General features: G+C 74.4%; 13 protein-coding genes. 10 read left to right on the plus strand and 3 right to left on the minus strand.

Annotated features, from left to right (window positions below):
• The first annotated feature begins 49 nt into the window (after positions 1-49).
• The gene (locus RM540_RS10910; protein WP_311663985.1) at positions 50-2656 is read left to right on the plus strand and encodes an acyl-CoA dehydrogenase; all 2607 of its coding nucleotides are present in this window, start codon (positions 50-52) and stop codon (positions 2654-2656) included.
• Between the two features lie 212 nt (positions 2657-2868).
• Here RM540_RS10910 and cls read toward each other — a convergent pair whose 3' ends face one another.
• Positions 2869-4356, minus strand: coding sequence for a cardiolipin synthase (gene cls / locus RM540_RS10915; RefSeq protein WP_311663987.1), 1488 nt, complete (start codon positions 4354-4356; stop codon positions 2869-2871).
• A 421-nt stretch (positions 4357-4777) separates the two neighbouring features.
• Here cls and RM540_RS10920 point away from each other — a divergent pair, with 421 nt between their 5' ends.
• Together RM540_RS10920 and RM540_RS10925 are read left to right on the plus strand one after the other, a co-directional pair.
• Positions 4778-6409, plus strand: a complete 1632-nt coding sequence (locus RM540_RS10920; RefSeq protein ID WP_311663989.1) for a DEAD/DEAH box helicase — start codon at positions 4778-4780, stop codon at positions 6407-6409.
• Positions 6410-6597: 188 nt separating this feature from the next.
• Positions 6598-7305: a hypothetical protein gene (locus RM540_RS10925; RefSeq protein ID WP_311663991.1), complete on the plus strand. Its 708-nt coding sequence runs from the start codon at positions 6598-6600 to the stop codon at positions 7303-7305.
• Positions 7306-7400: 95 nt separating this feature from the next.
• Here the strand turns inward: RM540_RS10925 and RM540_RS10930 are convergent, their stop codons facing one another.
• Complete coding sequence (locus RM540_RS10930; protein ID WP_311663993.1) at positions 7401-9086, minus strand: TIGR00341 family protein; 1686 nt, start codon at positions 9084-9086, stop codon at positions 7401-7403.
• A 166-nt stretch (positions 9087-9252) separates the two neighbouring features.
• Here RM540_RS10930 and RM540_RS10935 point away from each other — a divergent pair, with 166 nt between their 5' ends.
• The 6 genes from RM540_RS10935 (at position 9253) to RM540_RS10960 (ending at position 18608) form a co-directional block, all read left to right on the plus strand.
• Positions 9253-10995 carry an Eco57I restriction-modification methylase domain-containing protein gene (locus RM540_RS10935; RefSeq protein ID WP_311663995.1) on the plus strand — a complete coding sequence of 581 codons (1743 nt, stop codon included), beginning with the start codon at positions 9253-9255 and terminating at the stop codon, positions 10993-10995.
• Positions 10995-11738, plus strand: a complete 744-nt coding sequence (locus RM540_RS10940; protein ID WP_311663997.1) for a PaeR7I family type II restriction endonuclease — start codon at positions 10995-10997, stop codon at positions 11736-11738. The genes RM540_RS10935 and RM540_RS10940 overlap by 1 nt, the downstream gene beginning before the upstream one ends.
• A gap of 139 nt (positions 11739-11877) precedes the next feature.
• Complete coding sequence (gene ispG, locus RM540_RS10945) at positions 11878-13017, plus strand: flavodoxin-dependent (E)-4-hydroxy-3-methylbut-2-enyl-diphosphate synthase (RefSeq protein WP_311663999.1); 1140 nt, start codon at positions 11878-11880, stop codon at positions 13015-13017.
• A 149-nt stretch (positions 13018-13166) separates the two neighbouring features.
• Positions 13167-14210, plus strand: coding sequence for a LacI family DNA-binding transcriptional regulator (locus RM540_RS10950; RefSeq protein WP_311664001.1), 1044 nt, complete (start codon positions 13167-13169; stop codon positions 14208-14210).
• A 58-nt stretch (positions 14211-14268) separates the two neighbouring features.
• Positions 14269-14838, plus strand: a complete 570-nt coding sequence (locus RM540_RS10955) for a hypothetical protein (RefSeq protein ID WP_311664003.1) — start codon at positions 14269-14271, stop codon at positions 14836-14838.
• 188 nt (positions 14839-15026) lie between these two features.
• Positions 15027-18608, plus strand: a complete 3582-nt coding sequence (locus RM540_RS10960) for a GIY-YIG nuclease family protein (RefSeq protein WP_311664005.1) — start codon at positions 15027-15029, stop codon at positions 18606-18608.
• 89 nt (positions 18609-18697) lie between these two features.
• Here RM540_RS10960 and RM540_RS10965 read toward each other — a convergent pair whose 3' ends face one another.
• Complete coding sequence (locus RM540_RS10965; protein WP_311664007.1) at positions 18698-19879, minus strand: glycosyltransferase; 1182 nt, start codon at positions 19877-19879, stop codon at positions 18698-18700.
• Between the two features lie 148 nt (positions 19880-20027).
• On the opposite strand from RM540_RS10965, the gene RM540_RS10970 reads away from it, so the two are divergent.
• Positions 20028-20711, plus strand: a complete 684-nt coding sequence (locus tag RM540_RS10970; protein WP_311664009.1) for a CDP-alcohol phosphatidyltransferase family protein — start codon at positions 20028-20030, stop codon at positions 20709-20711.
• Positions 20712-20734 lie beyond the last annotated feature (23 nt).

The raw sequence follows: 20734 nt of genomic DNA on the forward strand, positions 1-20734 counted from the left end.
CCCGGCCGATCTGACCGGCTCGTTCCTCTCCCGTCTAGCCCCCCTCCCGATGGACGCCCTCGCCTTTTTTGCCGGCACGCCGGTTTGGGCCGCCGTGCTCGGCGTGCTCCTCGTCCTGTTCGCGCTCGGCTTTACGGGCGCACCGCTGTGGGCGTGGGCCGCGGCCGGCCTCGTCGCCCTCGTCGGGTTCGGCGCTCCGCTCTGGCTGACGGCCGTGTTCGTCGTGCTAGCCGCTGTCTTCCTCATCCCGCCGATCCGCCGGCAGGTGTCGCTCGCGGTGATGAAGGCGATGAAGGCGCTCAACTTCCTCCCCGTCATCTCGCGGACCGAGCAGGAGGCCATCGACGCCGGGACCGTCTGGGTCGAGGGCGAGCTGTTCTCGGGCAAGCCCGATTTCGAGCGCATCATGGCCCAGCCCTACGCCGGGTTGACCGAGGAGGAGCAGGCGTTCCTGGACGGCCCCGTCGAGGACCTCTGCCAATCGGTCGACGACTGGGAGGTGTGGCAGCGGCGGGACCTCCCAGAGAGCGTGTGGCAGAAGCTCCGAGACGGCCGCTTTTTCGGGCTCATCGTGCCCAAGGAGTACGGCGGTCACGGGTTCAGCCCGTCGGCCAATAGCGCGATCGTGTCGAAGGCGTCGAGCGTGTCGAGCGCGCTCGGGATTACCGTCATGGTGCCCAACTCGCTCGGCCCGGCCGAGCTGCTGGCCCACTTTGGGACGCCGGCGCAGAAGGACCACTGGCTGCCGAAGCTGGCGACCGGCGAGGCCATCCCGGCCTTTGCGCTCACCGAGCCGGGGGCGGGGAGCGACGCCGGCGCGATCTCGTCGCGCGGCACCGTCTTCCGCGGCGACGACGGTGACCTCTACCTCCGGCTCAACTGGCGCAAGCGCTACATCACGCTCGCGGCGATCTCGGACGTGCTCGGGCTCGCGTTCAAGCTCGACGACCCGGACAACCTGCTGGGCAAGGGCACGGACCTGGGCATCACGTGCGCCCTCGTCCCGAGCGACACCGAGGGCGTCGTGCTCGGCCAGCGCCACGACCCGCTTGGGGTCCCGTTCTGGAACTGCCCGACCGAGGGTCACGACGTGGTCGTAAAGCTGGAGGACGCTGTCATCGGCGGGGCGGCCGGGGCGGGGCGGGGGTGGACCATGCTCATGCAGTCGCTGGCGGCGGGGCGGGGCATCTCGCTGCCGGCGTCGGCGACGGCCGGGATCAAGCAGGCGGCGCGCGTGGCGGGCGCCCACGCGCTCATCCGCAAGCAGTTCGGGCTCTCGATCGGCAAGTTCGAGGGCATCGAGGAGCCGCTCGCGCGCATCGGCGGCTGGGCCTACATGATGGAGGCGGCCCGGCGGTACACCTGCGGCGGGCTCGACCAGGGCGCCGCCCCGGCCGTGGTCACGGCCATGATGAAGTACAACACGACCGAGCTGTTCCGCAAGGGGATCAACGACGCGATGGACGTGCTCGGCGGCAACGCCATCAGCCGCGGCCCGCGCAACCCGCTCGCGGCGGCCTACATCGGAACGCCGGTCTCGATCACGGTCGAGGGCGCCAACATCCTCACGCGGACGCTCATGGTGTTCGGGCAGGGCGCCATCCGGTGCCACCCGTACGCGCTCAAGGAGATGCAGGCGCTCATGGCGTGGGACGTCCGGGCGTTCGACGCCGCCTTCTGGCCGCACATCGGCCACGTCGTCCGCAACGGGTTCCGGGCCGTGGGCCTGAGCCTCTCGCGCGGGCTCCTCGCGGGCGCGCCCGTGGGCGGGGCGGCGGCCGGCTACTGGCGGAAGCTGTCGTGGTCGAGCGCCACGTTCGCCTTCCTCGCCGACCTCGCAATGGGCACGCTCGGCGGCGACCTCAAGCGGAAGGAGAAGCTGACGGGCCGGTTCGCCGACGTCTTTATGTGGATGTACTTCGGCGCCGCCGTGCTCCGCCGCTACGAGGCCGAGGGACGACTGAAAGAGGACGAGCCGTTTATGCGGTGGTCGATGGACTACGCGTTCGCCCAGATCCAGGACGCCTTCGACGGCCTGTTCGCCAACCTGGCGGTCCCCGGCGCGACGTGGCTGTTCCGCGGCCCGATCGCCGCGTGGAGCCGCTTCAACCGGCTCGCCGCCCCGCCCTCGGACCGGACCGGGCACCGCGTGGCCGCGGCCATGCAGGTCCCGGGCGAGCAGCGCGACCGCCTGTTCGGCGGCGTCTTCTCCACGCTCGACCCGGACCACACGCTGGGCCGCTTCGAGCACACGATGCGCCTCGCGTACGAGGCCGAGGGCGTGGTCTCGAAGGTGAAGGCGGCGATCCGCAGCGGGGCGCTCCCGAAGGCCCACCCCGCCACGCTCATCCCGCAGGCCGTCGAAGACGGCGTGCTGACGCCCGAGGAGGCCGCGCTCTTGCAGCGCGCCGAGGAGGCCCGCAACGACGCGATCCAGGTCGACAGCTTCACGACCGAGGAGTACTTCGAGAGCGCCGTCGCGCCCGACGAGGTGGGCGGCGACGGGCAGGCAACCGGCGACGGCCTGGGCGACGGCGCCGCCCCGCCCGTGGGCGCCGTCGGCTTTGGCGGTCCGGCCCGGACCGACGCCGGCGCGTCGACGTGGACGGGCGCCGTGGTGACCGAAGATCCGGCCGCCGAGGACGACGCGGTCTAGGCGTCCCCCGCGCATCGGCGTCGGGCGGGGCGGTTCCTCTGGGGGCCGCCCCGCCCTCGCGTGCGGGACGTGCGCCCGCCCCGCCCGATTCCGCCAACGCTTGGGTTGACGCGGGCGGGGCGGCCGGGCACCTTCCGAACCCCGAACCCCGAACCCCGAACCCCGAACCCCGAACCCCGAACCCCGAACCCCGAACCCCGAACCCCGAACCCCTACAGCACCGGCGCGAGGAGGCGCGTGGCATTCGCCGCGAACCGGAACGGGAACGACTTGTCCTCCAGGTCCTCGTACGAGATCTCCGTCGCCCGACCCAGGTCGCGCACGAGCATGGACTCCACGTCGTCGCAGAAGCCCTCGTCGCGGACGACGGCCGTGACCTCGAAGTTGAGCCGGAACGAGCGGTTGTCGAAGTTGGCCGTGCCGATGGCCGCGAAGTCGCGGTCGACGAGGGCCACCTTCTGGTGCATGAACCCGTCCTCGTAGAGGAACGTCCGGACGCCGGCCCGCGCCACCTCGTCGAGGTAGGCGTAGGGGACGTACTTGAAGAGGAGGCTGTCCGACGTGCGCGGCATGAGCACGCGGACGTCGACGCCGCGCAGCGCCGCCAGCTGGAGCGCCCCCAGCACGCGGCCGTCGGGGACGAAGTACGGCGTGGCGATCCAGATCCGCTCCTCAGCGCTCTCGATGGCGTGGGCGTAGAGGAGCCCGCACGTTTCGAGGTCGTCGGCCGGGCCGGAGGCGAGGACCAGCCCGCACTCGTCGCCGTCGGGGGCCGCCGCGGGCTCCCAGACCAGCCCGTCGAGCTGCTCGCGGGACCCGTAGAACCAGTCGCGCGCGAACGAGAGCTGGAGGCCCTGGACCATCGGCCCCTCGACGTCCAGGTGCGTGTCGCGCCAGGGGCCGATGTCGGGGTCGCGGCCCAGGTACTCGTCGCCCACGTTGAGCCCGCCCACGTAGGCCCGGCGCCCGTCGACGACCACGATCTTGCGGTGGTTGCGGAAGTTGAGCCGCAGCTTCTTCAGCCAGTTCCGCGGCCCGGTAAACCGGCAGACCTCGACGCCGGCCTCGCTCAGCTCACGCTTGTAGCGCCGGGGCAGCTTCCAACTCCCGACCGAGTCGTAGAGGAAGCGGACCTCGACGCCCCGCTGCGCCGCCGCGATCAGCCGCTCCTTGAACGCCGTCCCGATCCGGTCGTCGTGGACGATGTAGAACTGGGCGAGCACGTAGCGCTCGGCCGCGTCGATGCCGGCAAAGATGGCCTCGAACGTCTCGTCGCCGTCGACCAGCAGGCGGACCCGGTTGCCGCTCGTGAACGGGGTGGTCGAGAGGGCGCCGAACGCGCGCATCTCGCCGGCCTCGCGGGCGTCCTCCGCCCCGCCCTCGCCGGCGTCCTCGCCGGGCTCGACGAGGAACGGGGCGAGCGGCCCGTGGCGGGCGCCCTCGACGCCCTCCCGGACCCGGACGTTGAAGTCCTGGAGAGCCTCGACGTAGTCCTCGAACTTGCTCCGCCCGAACACGAGGTACAGCGGGAGCGCCACGAGCGGGAGCGTGGCGAGCGCGAACACCCAGGCCGTCGCGCCCTGCGGCGTCCGCGTGTTCATGACCGCGTCGATGACCGCGAGGAAGCCGAGGCCGTAGACGACAAGGCCGATGCCGACGGCCCAGACGCCGTCGAGCCCAAACAGGGTAAAGGAATCCATGCCCCAATATCGCCCGCCCCGCCGCGCGCAGGGGCGGGGAGGAGAGGGGTCAGGACACCACCCCGCCCCGACCGTGGGCGGGGCGGGGTGGCGTGTAGGACGAGCGGCCCCAGCCCCGGCTTGGCCGCCCCGCCCGCACCGTCTCTTCGCGCGCTCGTCGCCCGGACCGCGCACGGCGGGCGGGGCGGGGCCGTAGCCTGTGCACGTTGGGACCATACGTGACCGGCGGCCCGGAAGGGCGCGGCCGGACGGAGCCAGGCGACGATCAGAGGTGCCCGCGCAGCCCGCCCCGAGAGGGCGGGGCGGGCGGAATCGGAGCGTGGACCGCGTGGCGGAAACGCCCCCGCACACACCGATTCCGGCGACCCCCACGGTGGGGCCGCCTTCTCCAGCCGCCCGCTGCGCGCGGGCCGATCTCGCTATGACGTTCTCCGACCTCGGCCTCCACCCCGCCCTCGTCCAGACGGCCGCCGACCTGGGCTACGAGGCGCCCTCCCCGATCCAGGAGGCGCTCGTGCCCACGCTCCTCGCCGGCCGCGACGCCATCGGCCAGGCCCGCACGGGCACCGGCAAGACGGCCGCCTTCGCCCTCCCCGCCCTCCACAAGATGGCCGGGACCGCGGGCGGGGCGGTGCAGGTCCTCGTCCTCACGCCGACCCGCGAGCTGGCCGTCCAGGTCGCGAGCGCCGTCCACACCTACGGCCGCGCGTTCGACGTGCGGACGCTGCCCATCACGGGCGGCCAGCCGTACCACAAGCAGATCAAGCGGCTCCGGCGCGGGGTCGACGTCGTCGTCGCCACGCCGGGCCGGCTCGTGGACCTCGTGGGGCAGGGGGCCATCGACCTGGGGCACGTCCACACGGTCGTACTCGACGAGGCCGACGAGATGTTCTCGATGGGCTTCGCCGACGACCTCGACGCCATCTTCGACGCGCTCCCCGACGACCGCCAGACGGCCCTGCTCTCGGCGACGATGGCGCCGGCCGTGAAGCGGCTGGCCCAGAAGCGGCTCCGTGACCCCGAGGTCGTCTCCGTCACCGACGGCGACCGGACGGCGGCCGACGTCGAGCAGCGTGGGTACTACGTGAACGGCCGCGACAAGCTGAACGCGCTCGTGCGCCTGCTCGAGACCGAGGACGTGACGAGCGCGCTGTGCTTCGTGCGCACGCGGGCCGGCGCCTCGGCGCTCGCCGCCGACCTCTCGCGCCGGGGCTACGCGGCCGAGGAGATCTCGGGCGAGCTCAGCCAGTCCCAGCGGACGGCCGTGCTCGCGCGGTTCAAGAACAAGACGGTCCGCATCCTGTGCGCGACCGACGTGGCCGCGCGCGGGCTCGACATCGACCACGTCTCGCACGTGTTCAACGTCGACCTCCCGCACGACCCCGAGGCCTACGTCCACCGCGTCGGGCGGACGGGCCGGGCGGGGCGGGACGGCGTGGCGCTCTCGCTCGTCACGCCGCAGGACCGTGGCCTGCTCAAGCGCGTCGAGCGGGCCGCCGGCCGGGCCATCCCGCAGGCCGAGCTGCCGTCGGTCGAGGACGTCGAGGCGGTCCGCGCCCAGCGCCTCCAGGCCGACGTCGTGGCGGCGTTCGAGACGGCCACCGACGCCGACCGGCAGCTGGTCCTCGACCTCGTCACCGAGGGCCGCGACCCGATGGAGGTGGCCGCGGCCGCCTTCGCGCTCGCCCGCCGCGAGCGGGGCCAGGCGCCCGTCGAGCGCATCCAGCTTCCCGGCGCGCGGCGCGACCACGGCCACCGCCCCGCCCCCAGCCGCGACCGCGGCGCACCCCACCGTGGCGCCCGGAGCGAGGGCGGGGAGGCCGGCTACGTCCGCCTCGCCATCGACGCGGGCTACGACGCGCAGGTGCGCCCGGGCCAGGTCGTGAGCGCGATCGCGCGGACGGCCGACATCCCGGGCAAGGCGCTCGGCAAGATCCTCATCCACGACGCCCAGACGCTCGTCGACGTCCCGGCCGACCTCGTGGACCAGGTGCTCGCGCAGTCGGGCGACCTCCGGTTCGGCAAGCGGCTCGCCCAGATCGAGCGGGCCTAGAGCCGGCGGGGCGGCAGGCCGGTCCGTCAGCGGGTCGGCGCCCCAATCACGTTCCGACGGACCTCCGCCCCGCCCGCGTCGTGTACGCGGGCGGGGCGGCCGCATGGAGGCCGGCGCCTTCTTCGTCCCGCGCACGCGCGAGGGCGGGGCGGTCGCCCGTTGCGTGCCCACGTTTCCCCGCCCCGCCCATGCCCACGACCCCGCTCACGGGACGCCTCGCCGCCGGCCTCGCCGGCCTCGCGCTCGCCGCCGGGTGCACGCCCGCCCCGCCCCTCTACGCCTCGGAGCCCGTCGCCGAGACCGCCCCGGTCGTCGTCGACGGCGCGGCCGGCGAGTGGCCGCAAGCGCTCCGGCCGGTGCCCCGCGAAGGCGGCCTGACCGTCGGCCTCCGCCACACGGACGACGCGCTCTACGTGGTGCTCGTGGCCGGCGACGAGCGGCAGATCCGGCGCGTCTCGGCCGGCGGCCTCCGCCTGTGGCTCGACCCCGAGGGCGGGACCGAGCGCGTGCTCGGGATCGGCTACCCGCTCCCGCTCCCGACCGGGATCGCCCGGGGCGGTTCGGTCGAGAAGCGCCGGTTCGAGGAGCGGCTGGACCGGGTCGCGGTGCAGCGCGGGGGCGGGGCGGAGCAAACGTTCGCGGTGGACCGCCTCGACGGGCTGGAGGCGGCGGCGCAGTGGACGGACCGCGCCCTCGTCGTCGAGCTCCGCGTCCCGCTCGGGGCGGACAGCCCGGTCGCCGTCGCGCCCGGCGAGGCGCTCGGCGTGGGCGTCGAGCTGCTGGCTTCGGGGGCGCCGCCGCCGACCGCCCCGCCCCGCCGCGGGCCGGGGGCCGAGGCGGAGGAGCGTGAGACGCCCACGGTCACGAGGTGGCTCCGCACGGACCTCGCGCGCTAGCGCGCCCTTCGGGTGGGTACGGGGTGCGAGGTACGGCCCGATCCGACCTCGGCGCGCGTACCGCGAGTACCCTGTGCCTCTACCTGTGCTTTGCGCTAGCTCTGCGGCGGCGCGACCGAGAGCCGGACGCCGGGCGCCCCGGGCCGCGCGAGGACCTGACGGGCCGGGGCGCCGGCTTGAAGGAACCGGCGCCGGAGGCCCTCGACGCCAGCCGAGTCGGCGGTGACGGTCAGACGGAGGCTGGGGAACCGGGCGGCGAGGCCAGCCAATCCCATCACGCCGACCGAGTCGGCCGGGACCGGCCGGGCGCCCACCACGACGGACTGCACGCCGACGGAGGCCGGGGGGAGCTCGAGGGCGGCGGCGGCCTGGCGGACGACGATGGCCTCGGCCTCGGGCGGCAGCCGCCGCGCGGCGGCGTAGGTCACGACGACGCGCGTCGGCCCCGCCCCGACGGACACGTCGGCGCCGAGGGGGCGGACGCCGTCGGGGAGCGCGAGGTCGCCCAGCACGTCCGTGACCTGCCCGCCCAGCCGCTGCAGCGTGACCGAGGGCGGGTCGGGTGCGACGACGGACTCGGTCGGGGCGAGGCTCGTCGAGAACCGGGAGGCGATCGCGTCGAGGTCGCCGTCCGACGCCAGGAGCTGCTCGAACCGCACCGTCACCGGCTCGCCGGCCCCCGACGAGATCAGCCGCTCGACGCCGCCCCGCTCGTCTTCGTCGATCCACCCCGTCGTCGCCACGCGGAACCGGACGTCCGAGGTCCCCACCCCCAGCGTCACGTCGCGCGAGAGGACCGACGCGTCGCCCCGGGCCTGGATCTGTGCGGCGGCGGCACTGACGGCCCGTTCGACCCGAGTCTCGCGCAGGAACTGCATGAGCGACGTCGTGAGCGGGAACGAGACGACGGCGATAAACGCGACGACGAGCCCGACGCGCGCCCACGTCGACTCGAACACGCGGACCGACGAGAGCGACGGCGACCTGTCGATCCGCCCCGCCAGGCCGGGCAGCGACGTGTTGCGGTGCCAGTCGCGCGCGGCCGCGAGCACGTCGTCGCGGTGCATCCCGACGAGGAGGAAGGCGCCCATCCCGCTCAGGACGATGCCGCCGAGGTTGGCCCCGAACAGGAGGAGCGGCCCTTCGAGCAGGTCCCACCGCTGCGTCCCGATCGCGAACCCGGCCACGCCGAGCGGCGGGATGAGCGCGACGGCGATCGCCACGCCTGGGATTGACGCCGAAAGCCGCTTTTCGCGCGAGACCGTCACGACGGCGCCCGCGAGGCCCGAGAACACGGCGATCCCCAGGTCCAGCGTGGTCGGCCGCGTGCGCGAGGCGATCTCGGGCGTCACGTCTTGGAACGGGAGCACGAACACGAGCACAGCCGCCAGCGCGACGACGCTCGCGGCCCCGATGATGATCGTCAGCGCGGTCTGGAGCGCGAGGCGCCCGTCGCCGACGGCGAGCGCGAGCGAGAGCCCGAGCAGCGGCCCCAGCAGCGGCGCCACGAGCATGGCCCCGATGACCACGGCCGTCTGGTTGAGCCCGAGCCCGAGCGTGGCGATGGCGCCCGAGAGCAGGAGGACGAGCCAGAACGGGAGGTCGGTGTCGGTCGCCGCGTCGGCCGTGTCGCGGTAGAGGGCGGGGCAGTCCCACCGGCGGAGCCCGAACTTTTCGCGGGCGGCCTCCTCGATCCTCGTGCCGTCGTTCGTGCCGTCGGCCTCCGGGGCGGGGCTGTCGAGGGCGGGGTGGCGGTCGTCGGCGGGCGGGGCGTCGGGCATCGATGGGGGAGGGCGGGGCGGCCAGAGACGCTACGCACAAGATGCCCACCCCGCCCCCGCGACCGTCCGGCAGACGGGGAACGATAAAGGAAATCGGCCCGGGGACGCCGCGCAGCGCCGGGCGAAAACGGGGGCGGGGCGGCGCACGCGGGCGGTAGTTTCGAGCATGAAGACACTTGCTGATCCCGCCGTCCAGTTCGACATCTTCGGGGGCGTGAGCCGGAGCGGGGCGGTCGAGGCGGCAGTGGAGGCGATGGCGACGGCGCCAGCCGAGGCCCGTGGTGCCGTTCACACCAAGCCCGATATCGCCCGGTTCGTCCTCGACCTGGCGGGGTGGCGCACGTCGGCGGACCTCCTGCGCATGAGGCTGCTCGAGCCGTCGTTCGGGACGGGCGTGTTTTTGATCGCCGCCGTGCGGCGCTTGCTGGACGTGTGGGAGCAGACGCCAGACCGGACCATCGACCAGCTCAGGGGGCGCATCCGGGCCGTCGAGGTCCACCGGGCAACGGCCGCGGCGACGCGGTCCCGGCTGCTCGCTCTGCTTGCGGACCGCGCGATCCCGGAGGGCGAGGCCTACGCGCTCCTGGACGAGTGGCTACGGCAAGACGACTTCCTGCTCACCCCGCTCGACGGACCGTTCGACGTGGTCGTAGGGAACCCGCCGTACGTCCGTCAGGACGCCGTCGCCGCCCCGCTCGTCGCGCGCTACCGAGCTGATTACGAGACGGTCTACGACCGAGCCGATCTCTACGTCCCGTTTATTGAACGTGGGCTTCGCTTGCTGAGCGACGGCGGGCACTTGACGTACATCTGCGCGGACCGCTGGATGAAGAACCGCTACGGCGGCCCACTCCGCGAGATGGTGACGCGCGGCTACGCGCTCCGCCACGTCGTGACGCTCCACGGGGCCGACGTGTTCGACGCAGAGGTGGACGCTTACCCGTCTGTGTTCACGATTCAGCAGGGCAGAGCGCAGCGTACCCAGATTGCAGTCGTAGAGAACCCGTCTGTCGGACCGGCTGACCTTGCGCGTCTTGCGAAGATCGTCACCCGAGGAGGGGAGGCCCCAACGGGGGAGGGTGACGACGTGCGAATGGTGACAAGCGTAGGGTCGGGTTCCGCTCCCTGGGTCCTCGAAGCGTCCGACGCGCTGGACCTCCTCCGCCGGCTAGAACACGAGCACCCGACCATCCAGGATGCCCAGTGCCGAGTCGGGATTGGGGTAGCGACCGGGGCTGACCGCGTGTTTATCCGCCCCGCCCCTGACCTCCCCATTGAGCCGGACCGCGTCCTCCCCCTGGCTGTTGCGAAGGACGTCCGGGAGGACGGCACGCTCCAGTGGTCCGGCCGCGCGCTCGCCAATCCGTTCGACGACGAGGGTGCGCTCGTAGACATTGGCGCCTACCCCCTCTTGCGCGCGTACCTCGAGAGTCATGGCGAGGTCGTTCGCAACCGGCACGTCGCTCGCAAGGCACCTCAAAGGTGGTACCGCACCATTGACAAAGTGCGCCCCGGACTCCGAGAGACCCCGAAGCTCCTGATCCCCGACATCAAGGGCGGGGCGGTCGTCGCGTATGACCCGGGAGAGCTGTACCCGCACCACAACCTGTACTTCGTCACGTCCGACGAGTGGGACGTGCGCGCGCTCCAGGCCGTCCTGCGCTCGCGGGTGGCCGAGTTCCAGGTCGCCGCGTACGCGGTGCGGATGCGGGGGGGGTACCTCCGGTTTCAGGCCCAGTACCTCCGCCGCATCCGTCTTCCCCGCTGGTCTAGGGTGCCTGCCCTGCAGCGCAGGGCGCTGGCGGCCGCCGCGGTCGGGCCGCGCGAGGCGTGCGACCAGGCAGCTCGGGAGCTGTTCAGTGTGTCAGACGCGGAGTGGGCTACCATCTGCGAGACACTTGAGAACTGATGGCTGTTGACCTCGCGGATTTCGAACGGCGTGCTACAGAGGCTGTGCAGGTATTCTGGAGTACGCGGAAGCGTGCATCGGCAGCATCGGGCACGACCGACATCGGGAGCCGGGGGGCTGTCACGGCAGGAAAGAACCTCGACGGGTTCCTCGACCTGATCCGGGCTGTCGTCGTGGCGAATGGGCTCGGGGAAGACACCGTCTACTGCGGCACGCAAGGGACGCCTCGCCTGCGGCACACGGTCTTGCCCGGGTACTACCGCCCGAGCAAGGACTGGGACGCTCTCGTCGTCCACGGCGACGAACTGGTGGCCGCCGTCGAACTCAAGAGCCAGGTCGGGAGCTTCGGCAACAACTTCAACAACCGAGCGGAGGAGGTCGTCGGAATGGGAGAGGACCTGCGCGTGGCCTTTCGAGAGGGCCTTATCGGCGACGCGCCCCGCCCTTTCACTGGCTACCTCATGCTCCTCGAAGAGGCTCCCGGGTCGTCGTCCGCCGTCCGTGTGTCGTCGGGCCACTTCGAGCCGGACGCTGTGTTCGAGGGGGCGTCCTACGCCGAGCGCTACGAGATCCTGTGCGGGAGGCTCGTCCGCGAGGGCCTCTACGACGCTGCGACCGTCCTGCTGTCAGGCGCTGAGGGCGGGGCGGAGGGCCGGTTCCGCGACGTTAGCCCGACGACGAGCCTCCGCGCGTTCGTGGCACGGCTCGCCGCGCGTGTGGCCGAGGTCGCCGCCCGCGGATAGACCCACCCCGCCCCGCCCTCCGGTGAGCGCCGGGCGAAAACGGGCACGGCGCGGCGCACGCGGGCGGGGCGGCCGAACGTTCGCGTGCCGCCGCCGTACCCTCCGAGACCCACCCCGCCCCGCCCACGGGGCCGCCCGCATGGAGCTGTCCACAGAAGAATCGCAGCAGGCCGGCCAGGCCCCGCAGCGCCCGCGCCGCCACAGCCGCCAGGTCGTCCTCCGCCACACGGTCGACGGCGAGGAGCGTGAGGTGCGGATCGGCGGCGGCGCCCCGATCTCCGTGCAGTCCATGACGACGGGGAAGACCCACGACGTGCCCGGCTGCCTCGCCGAGATCCGCGGGCTCGCCGAGGCCGGCGCCGACGTCGTCCGCGTGGCCGTGCCGCGGCCTGAAGACGCCGACGCGCTCGCGGCGGTCGTCGCGGGGAGCCCGGTGCCCATCGTGGCCGACATCCACTTCAACTACCAGTACGCCCTGCAGGCGCTCGAGGCCGGCGTCGCCAAGGTGCGGATCAACCCGGGCAACATCGGCAAGCCCGAGTGGGAGCGCGAGGTGCTCCGCGCGGCGAAGGACCGGGGCGTGCCCATCCGGATCGGCGTGAACTCGGGGTCGCTCGAAAAGGACATCCTCGACAAGTGGGGCTTCCCGCGGCCCGAGGCCCTGTTCGAGAGCGCGATGCGCCACGTCGAGGTCTGCGAGCGCGAGGGGTTCGAGGACGTCGTGATCTCGGTCAAGCACTCGGACGTGTACTTCATGATCCAGAGCTACCGCCTGCTCGCCGCCGAGACCGATTACCCGCTCCACCTGGGCGTGACCGAGTCGGGCAGCCTCAAGACCGGGCCGATCAAGTCGTCGATCGGGATCGGCTCGCTCCTCGCCGACGGCATCGGCGACACGATCCGCGTCTCGCTCGCGGCCGACTCGGTCAACGAGGTGCTCGTGGGCCACCAGATCCTCAAGTCGCTCCGGCTCGGGCGCCCCGGCGTCAACGTCATCGCGTGCCCGACGTGCGGGCGCCTCGCGGGCGACCTCTTTTCCGTGGTCGACGAGGTCGAAGAGGCCGTCGCCAAGCGCGGGTTCGAGAAGGACCTCAACGTGGCGCTCATGGGCTGCGCCGTGAACGGGCCGGGCGAGGCGGCCGGCGCCGACCTCGGCGTGTCGCTCGGGCGGGGCCGCGCGCACCTGTTCAAGCACGGCAAGATCGTGGGGACCGTCGACCAGGGCGAGATCGCGGACGCCGTGATCGACCTCATCGAGCGCTGGGACGACGAGGCGTAGCGCACCGCCGACTCGCCCTCCCGCACCCGCGGGCGGGGCGGCCCTCACCGGCCTCTCCGGGTTCGTTCTGCTGCTCCGCCTCGTGTCCGGGCGGGGCGGGACGTATTCTGCTCGTTGAAAGCGCTTTCGCTCACCGCCCCGCCCCCGTTTTGGCCGTCACCATCTACGACATCGCCGACGAGGCCCACGTGTCCATCGCGACGGTCTCGCGCGTGTTCAACGAGCACCCCCGGGTGTCCGAAGACACGCGCCGCCGCGTGTTCCGCGTGGCGGAGCGGATGGGGTACGAGCCGCACACGGGCGCGCAGAGCCTGGCCCGGAAGGGGACGAACCTGGTCTCGGCCGTCGTGCCGGTGATGACCTCGTTCTTCTTTATGGAGGTGCTCCGCGGGGCGCAGGGCGGGCTCGACGGGAGCCCCTACGACCTCCTCGTCTACCCCAGCCGGACGTTCTCCGGCGTCGACGCCCAGCTCGGCCGGGCGCTCCAGCGCGGGCGCTCTGACGGGCTCCTCCTCGTCTCCGTCCGCCCGACGCCGGACCGCGTGCGGCGGCTCCAGGCGACGTCCCAGGCCGTCGTCCTCGTCGACGACGCCCACGAGGCGTTCGACTCGATCACGGTCGACAGCCGGTGGGGCGGGCGCGTGGCCGTCGAGCACCTGATCGAGCGGGGTCACGAGCGCGTCGGCCTCCTGCTGCCCGTGCCCGGCACGACGCCCGGCGACGAGCGGCTCGCCGGCTACCACGACGCGCTGGCCGCGGCGGGGCGGGAGCCCGACCCGGACCTCGTCGTCTCCGCCGACTGGCACCACGACCTCCAGGGCTTTACGCGGTTCGCGGGCTACCGAGCCATGCAGGTCCTGCTCGACCGCTTCGCCGACCGCCCCGCCCAGCGGCCGACGGCCGTGTTCGTCGCCGCCGACATCATGGCGTTCGGGGCGCTCCGGGCCGCCCACGAGGCCGGCCTCCGCGTCCCGGGCGACCTCGACGTCGTCGGGTTCGACGACGTCGACGCGAGCGCCTACCTCGGACTCACGACGCTCCACCAGCCGATGGTCGAGATGGGCCAGCTGGCGACGGAGAAGCTGCGCCGCCGCCTCGACGACCCGGGCGCCCCGCCCTCGCACACCGTCTTCGCGCCGCGCCTCGTGGTCCGCGAGACGACGGGCGGGGCGGCCACGGCGCCCTCGGCGTAGCGGGCCGCCGCGCGATCTCAGCGCGCCGCGCGTTCTACGCGGCCCATCCCGCCCGCCCGTGACCGCTGCCCGCCCCGCTCCGCTCGTCCGCCCCGCCGGCCGCTCGGCCCCGTTAAGGCGCCTTCGCCTGGGCGGGGCGGTCGCGCTGAGCCTCCTCCTCGCAGCCGGGGCGGCGGCACAGACCGCCCCGCCCGCCGACCTCGCGCGGGCCGAGGCCGCGTTCGCGGCCGTCACCGCCGACCGCCCCGCCCCGTGCGCGCCGGGCGGGGCGGCGTGCGCCGACCTCGCCGCGCTCTGCCGCGCCGACGCCGCCCTGTGCCGCGGCGGCTTCGCCCCGTTCGCCGGCGACGACTCGACGTTCGCCGTCGAGCGCGTCGTGGACGGCGAGCGCCGGCTCGTGGCCCTCAACCGGAGGGGCGAGGACCGCTTTCTCGCGCTCCCCGGCGGCGCCCCGCCGGCCCCGTTCGTCGCCGTGTTCGCGTCGTCGGGCGGGGAGGACCTGCCGGGGCTCGTCGTGAGCGTGGGCGAGGCCGACGTGCTGTACGGCCTCCGCGTCCCCGCCCGCGCAGCCGTCGTCTTCCGCCCCGCCCGCGCACCCGACGTCCGCCCGCGCGGGCTGGACGAGTAGCCCGCCGCTCGGGCGGGGTGGGCAGCGGGGGGCGCCGTGTGCATCTTGCGCCGGACCGCCCCGCCCCGGACCCCGACGCTGGAGACCGGGTACCACCCGCACAAGCGGGGCGGGTTCGTTCTACACCCAGTTCCACACGAGGTCGTCATCCCTGCGCAGGTGGGGACCCATCCGATTCCCCCCACAGAGTGGCTCGTCCCGGGTTCGTCTACATCCTCGCCAGCAAGCCCAACGGGACGCTCTACGTCGGCGTGACGAGTGACCCCGCACGCCGGATCAGTGAGCACCGGAGCGGGGCGGCCTCCCGGTTCACGACCGAGTACGGCGCGGACCGCCTCGTCTACGTGGAGCGCTACGACAGCATTCAAGACGCGATCGAGCGGGAGAAGCGGCTGAAAAAATGGAACCGGGCGTGGAAGCTGCGGATCATCCGCGAGCAGAACCCGACGTGGCGGGACCTGTGGGCGGACCTGGAGAGCCAGCCGGGCAGCCGGGGTTCTTCGTGGGAAGGCCGCATGGGTCCCCGCCTGCGCGGGGATGACTCGTCTGGAAAGGGCGGGAAGGTGAAGGGTGGGTCCGAGCGCCAGGGCGGGGCGGTCGTGCCACCCCGCCCCTCCGCCCCCAGCGACGGGCGGGGCGGGGCGGTCGGGCGGGCCGCCGCGCTGCTCGCCCTGCTCCTCACGTTCGCCGCGTGCGGCGACGAGCCGGCCGAGACCCGGCTGGCGGGCGAGGGGCCGGCCGTGCTCGCCGCGCTCGCCGTCGAGGTCGAGGCGCCGGCCGAGGGCGACTCGCTCGCCGAGGCCCGCGCCACGTTCCAGGCCGACGAGGCCGGCTCCGTGTGGTACGACGCGCTCGCGGCGCCGGGCGACGACGCCGCCATGGGCTACACCGTCGACGGCCGGCCGGTCCTCGACGGGTGGCGCTGGTGGACCGATGCCGACTCGACGACGCTCGGGCCGCGCGAGCGTGTCCGCGGCGTGGCCCGGCCTGACGTGGCCCTCCGGTCGTACCTGGCGCGCGACACGTCGGGGTTCCTCGTCAAGCTGTTCGACCAGATCCGCGGGCGCCGCCCCGCCCGGCTCAGCGAGCGCGTGACGCTGCTCGACGGCGGGGCGGGGCGGCCGGGCGCGCTGCTCGTCGAGGTCCCCGACGAGATGGGCGTCGTCGCGTTTCGTCCGGTCCGCGGCGACCGCGGGGCGGCCGGGCTGTACCGCGTCGAGCAGGCCGGCGACGCGCTCGCCTTCGCCCCGGCCGACCTCGCGGCCGACTCGGCGGCGACGGGGCCGGTGTGGACGGCCGCCGTGGCCGCGGGCGGGGCGGTCCGGTCGGTCTCCGTCGCGGCCGACGTGCCGGAGGGCGGCCGCGACGCCGCGTTCCGCCTGGGCGAGATCGCCTTCGAGACGCCCGGCGCCGTCGCCGTGTCGACCGGCCCGACGGCGGCGGCGGCCGTCGCCGAGGCCCGGCGTGCGCTCGCCAACGCCGGCGCGCTCCGCGAGCGCCGGAGCCGCCGGCTGGCGGCCGTCGTCGACGACATCGGGTTCGAGACCGAGGACGAGGCGACTAACATGGCCTTCCGCTGGGCGGCCCTCTCGCTGGACGCGCTCGCCCGGCGCGACTCGGGCCGCGTGTACCTCGCGCCCGGGCTGCCCGGCGCCGAGCCGGCTTCGTACCCGTCCGCCGCGTGGACGGTCGGGGCGTTCCTCGACCTGGGGCAGTGGGACACGGCCCGCGACCTGGTCACGACGCTCGGGGCGGCCCAGCGGTTCGACCGCCGGATCGACCTGCTGGGGCGCGCGCCCGACCTCGTCCCTTACGACGGCGACCCCGTGTTCGCGTCCGCCGACGGGACGCCCCTGTTCCTCGGCGCCGCCGGCGACTACGTTCGCACCACGGGCGACCGCTCGATCGTGACGGGCGGGTCGGACTTCTGGTTCAAGACGGTCTTCGCGCTCCGCGGCATCTACGAGCCCGATACCCGCAACGGCAGCGCGACCGACGACCAGGGCTTCCTCGTGTCCCGCGGCCCGCGCGGCACGTTCCTCGACGGCGATCCCGAGCGGGGCGGGGCGGTCCGCCGTGGGGCGACGGCCGAGGGGCAGGGCGCGCTGTACCAGGCGCTCGAGACGGCTACGCAGTTTGCCCGCATCATGGGCGTCTCGCAGCGGTCGTCGGCGTCGTGGTATGCCGACACGTCGGATGTGCTGCTCGACCAGTTCCAGCGCCGGTTCGTGCGCGCCGGCGACGTCGCGGACCGGGTCGACGGTGGCCGCCCCGCCCCCGGCGAGCGGCCCGGCGGCCTGCTCGCGCTCGCGCTCCTCGACGGGCTCCCGACGGAGGAGCGCGGGGCGCTCGCGCAGCGGCTCGCCGAGCGCCTCGTGTTCCCGTACGGCGTCGCGTCGCTGGCCCAGACGGACACGCTGTTCCACCCGTACCTCGACGCCCCCGACTACTACCCGGCCGAGGCGGCGCGCACGGGCGGGGCGGTGTGGACGTGGCTCGCGGGTCCGGTCGCGACGCTGTTCGCGGAGACGGGCGGGGCGGGGGCGGCGGCCGAGCTCATGCGCAACCAGACGGTGCTCCTCCTCGACCGCGACGTGATCGGGGCGATCCCCGAGCTCGTGGCCGGGCACCCGCGCACGGCCGAGACGCCGCCGGCGGTCGGCGGGGCGCCGGTCAACCCGTGGAGCCTGGCGAGCTACGTCCGGGGGACGGTCGAGGGGCTGGTCGGCGCGCGCTACCAGAGCGCCGACACGCTCGTCGTGGCGCCCAGCCTGCCCGAGTTCTGGGGCGAGACGACGGTGCGGATGCGCCTGGGGGGCGGGGCGGTCCGCCTCACGCTCGCGGGCACGGCGACGGGCCTGGACGCCCGCGTCGAGCCCGAAGGCGACCTCCCCGCCGGGGCGGCCATCGTCTTCGAGGAGTCCGGGCGTCGCGTCGTGGTCCCCCTCGGGCGGAGCCAGGGCGACACGCTGACCGTCGCGCGCGACCCGTTCGACGTCGCGGTCACGCCCGAGGGCGCCACGCTCGACGGCGAGCTGACGGACTCCGCCCCGCTCGCCGACCGCGCCGCCGACTGGAGCGCGTTCGCGTTCGCCACGCCCGACCTCCGCGACGAGTACCCGGTGATGCGCGCCGTCGAGAGCCGGCGCGATCTCGGCCCCGACCAGATCCTCCGCGACAACCCCCGCGCGCGCGTCGTGCTGAGCCAGACCGACCCCGACGGCGACGACTGGGGCGCGACCAGCACGTTCGTCTACCCCGAGGGCGTGGCCCGGGGCGCCCTCGACGCGACCTATCTCGAGGTGGCCCGCGACGACTCGACGACCTACGTCCGCGCCGAGTTCGCGGCCCTCCCGCGCGACCCGCAGACGATCGTGGCGTTCGCGATCGACACCGAAGATGGCGGCCAGACCACGGTGGGCAACGGGGCCGACTACGCGTTCCCCGAGGACCAGGGTTACGAGTACGTCGTGTTCGTCGGCGACGGGCTCGTCGTCGAGGACGCCGCGGGCCGCCGCGTGGGCGAGCTGGCGGGGCAGTCCGTGTTCGAGCCGTCCACGGGCTCGCTCCGGTTCGCGCTGCCGTCGTTCGTGGTCCCCCCGCTGGGACGGGGCGCGACCGTGACCATGCTTGTCGGCGCGCTCGAGCCGGGCGAGGGGGCGGGGCGGTTCCGGCGCGTCGCCGAGGAGGTCTCGGCGACGACCGGCGGCGGCCGCGTGGACCGGCGGGCGCCGAACGTGTACGACGTGGTCGTCGGGCGCGTCCGGTAGGCCGCCCCGCCCCGCCCACCAGCCGTAGGGGCGACCAGCGGTCGCCCTGGAGACGGAATGCGCCACCCCGCCCTGGGCGGGGCGGTCTGCTACCACCGCGTCGGGCCGGGCAAGGCGCCGAGCACCGCGAGGACGGCGTGGTACCCCGCCGAGAGCCCGTCGAGGACGGGTTGCCACAGGCGGAGGTCGCCCGCGGCCTCGAAGGCGTCGAACGCCGGCAGCAGCGCCGTCCGCTGGACGAGCAGCTTGGCCGCGAGCAGTCCCCAGCCGTACGGCGCCCCGCCCAGGACGTGCAGGAGTGGGGCGCCGAGCCAGAGCGCTAGGTTCGCCGTGTGGAACAGGCCGAGCGCCGCCAGCACGCCGGCCGGGTAGTGCGCGCCGGCCCCGGCGTGCCGCCGCTTCTGGCGCCAGAACGCGCGCGGCGAGGGCGGGGCGGGCGAGGGCACCGCCGCCCGCGCGTCGAGCACGTAGTCGACCGGCGCGGCGTCCGCCCGCGCGACGGCTTGCACGAGCAGGTCGTCGTCGCCCGAGAGCGACGCGGCCGAAAAGCCGCCGACGCGGGCGGGGAGGCCGCGCGGGTACGACAGGTTGCGGCCGACGGCGTGCCACGGCCGTCCCCACCCCGCCCCGGCCGCGGCCAGCGTTGCCGTCTGGACCGTCTCGTAGCGGGCAAAGCGGTTGGTCCACCCCGCCCCCGGCTCCATCGGCCCGTAGCCGACGAGGACGGCGCCGTCGTCGGGCGCGCCGTCCGCCCCGCCGGCCCAGAGGGCGAGCGCGGCGAGCCACGTCGGCGGCGGGCGCCCGTCGGCGTCGGTGAGGGCGAGGCGGTCGTGGCGGGCGGCCTCCACGCCCTGTGCGAGCGCGTGCTTTTTGGGCGGGAGCCCGGCCGCCTCGGGCTCGCCCGGCGCGACCGCCACGAGCCGGAGCGCCGGCCCGCCCTGGCGCTCCCACACCTGCGCCCGCCGCGCCACCACGTCGGCCGTGGCGTCGGTCGAGCGGTCGTCGACCACGACGACCTCGAAGGCGGGGCGGCCGTCGGCGCCGTCGTACCGCTGCCGCGCGAGGGCGTCGAGGAGCGCCGGCAGGCGCGCGGCCTCGTCGTGCGCCGCCACGACGACGCTCACCGGGAACGGGGCGGGGTGGGGGAGCGGCGCGTCGGGCTCCACCCCGCCCTCCTGGACGCGGCGGAGGCCGGCCCCGGCCCACGCCCACCCCAGCGCCTGCACGACGAACGCGGCGACGAGAACGGCGAGCCAGACAGACAGCGACATCAGCGCAGGGCGGGTGGAGCGGGCGGACCCCTCAGGCAGACCCGGCGCTCAGGCCAGCGGGCGGGGCGGGAACTCGGGGGGACGCCCAAGATCGGTCCGCGGGCGCCCGGCTATCTTCGCCGCCCCGCCCGCGTGCGGGAGTCCGCCCATGCCCACGCCGCCCGCCCCGCCCGCTCCCCCCCGCCCGGTCACCGTCGGGCGGTTCCCGGAGATGGGCACGTTCTGGACGGCGGCCAACGTGCTGAGCCTGTCGCGCGCCGTGCTCGTGGTCCCGATCGCGAAGCTCGTCTACGACGGCGGCCCCATCGGGTGGATGTTCGCGCTCATCGGGCTGGCGATCGCGACCGACTGGTTCGACGGCCGCGTGGCGCGGTGGAGCGGGACCGTCAGCGAGTGGGGGAAGGTGCTCGACGCGACGGCCGACAAGCTGGCCGCCGCCGCGGTCACGGTCGCCCTCCTCGTGCGCCCGCCCGAGGCCGGCCCGTCGCTTCCGCTGTGGTTCGTGGTCCTCGCCGTCTCGCGCGACGTGCTGCTCGCCGCCGGCGGGCTCGTCCAGACGCGGCGGCTCGGGCGGTTCACGTCGTCCCTGTGGAGCGGGAAGGTGGCCGTGGCCGCGCTCGCCGCGACGGTCGTCGCCGCGCTCCTCGCCGCACGCCCCCCGGTCCTCGACGCCCTCGTCGGGCTGACGGCCGCCGCGATGGCCGTCTCCATCGTCAAGTACGGCCTCCGGTTCGTCGCCATCGTCCGCCACGGCCCGGCCGCCCTCCACGCCGACGGCAACACGCTCTGCCCCGAGCACCGCGTCGGCGGGCGGGGCGGCGGAGGCAGGTAGAGCAGGTAGAGCAGGTAGAGCAG

This window comes from Rubrivirga litoralis (assembly GCF_031846415.1).
Classification (GTDB): domain Bacteria; phylum Bacteroidota; class Rhodothermia; order Rhodothermales; family Rubricoccaceae; genus Rubrivirga; species Rubrivirga litoralis.

Excerpts from the sequence above, each read along its gene's own strand:
- RM540_RS10910 (WP_311663985.1), top strand. The coding sequence starts at position 50 with ATGGACGCCCTCGCCTTTTTTGCCGGCACGCCGGTTTGGGCCGCCGTG.
- cls (WP_311663987.1), bottom strand. The coding sequence starts at position 4,356 with ATGGATTCCTTTACCCTGTTTGGGCTCGACGGCGTCTGGGCCGTCGGC.
- RM540_RS10920 (WP_311663989.1), top strand. The coding sequence starts at position 4,778 with ATGACGTTCTCCGACCTCGGCCTCCACCCCGCCCTCGTCCAGACGGCC.
- RM540_RS10925 (WP_311663991.1), top strand. The coding sequence starts at position 6,598 with ATGCCCACGACCCCGCTCACGGGACGCCTCGCCGCCGGCCTCGCCGGC.
- RM540_RS10930 (WP_311663993.1), bottom strand. The coding sequence starts at position 9,086 with ATGCCCGACGCCCCGCCCGCCGACGACCGCCACCCCGCCCTCGACAGC.
- RM540_RS10935 (WP_311663995.1), top strand. The coding sequence starts at position 9,253 with ATGAAGACACTTGCTGATCCCGCCGTCCAGTTCGACATCTTCGGGGGC.
- RM540_RS10940 (WP_311663997.1), top strand. The coding sequence starts at position 10,995 with ATGGCTGTTGACCTCGCGGATTTCGAACGGCGTGCTACAGAGGCTGTG.
- ispG (WP_311663999.1), top strand. The coding sequence starts at position 11,878 with ATGGAGCTGTCCACAGAAGAATCGCAGCAGGCCGGCCAGGCCCCGCAG.
- RM540_RS10965 (WP_311664007.1), bottom strand. The coding sequence starts at position 19,879 with ATGTCGCTGTCTGTCTGGCTCGCCGTTCTCGTCGCCGCGTTCGTCGTG.
- RM540_RS10970 (WP_311664009.1), top strand. The coding sequence starts at position 20,028 with ATGCCCACGCCGCCCGCCCCGCCCGCTCCCCCCCGCCCGGTCACCGTC.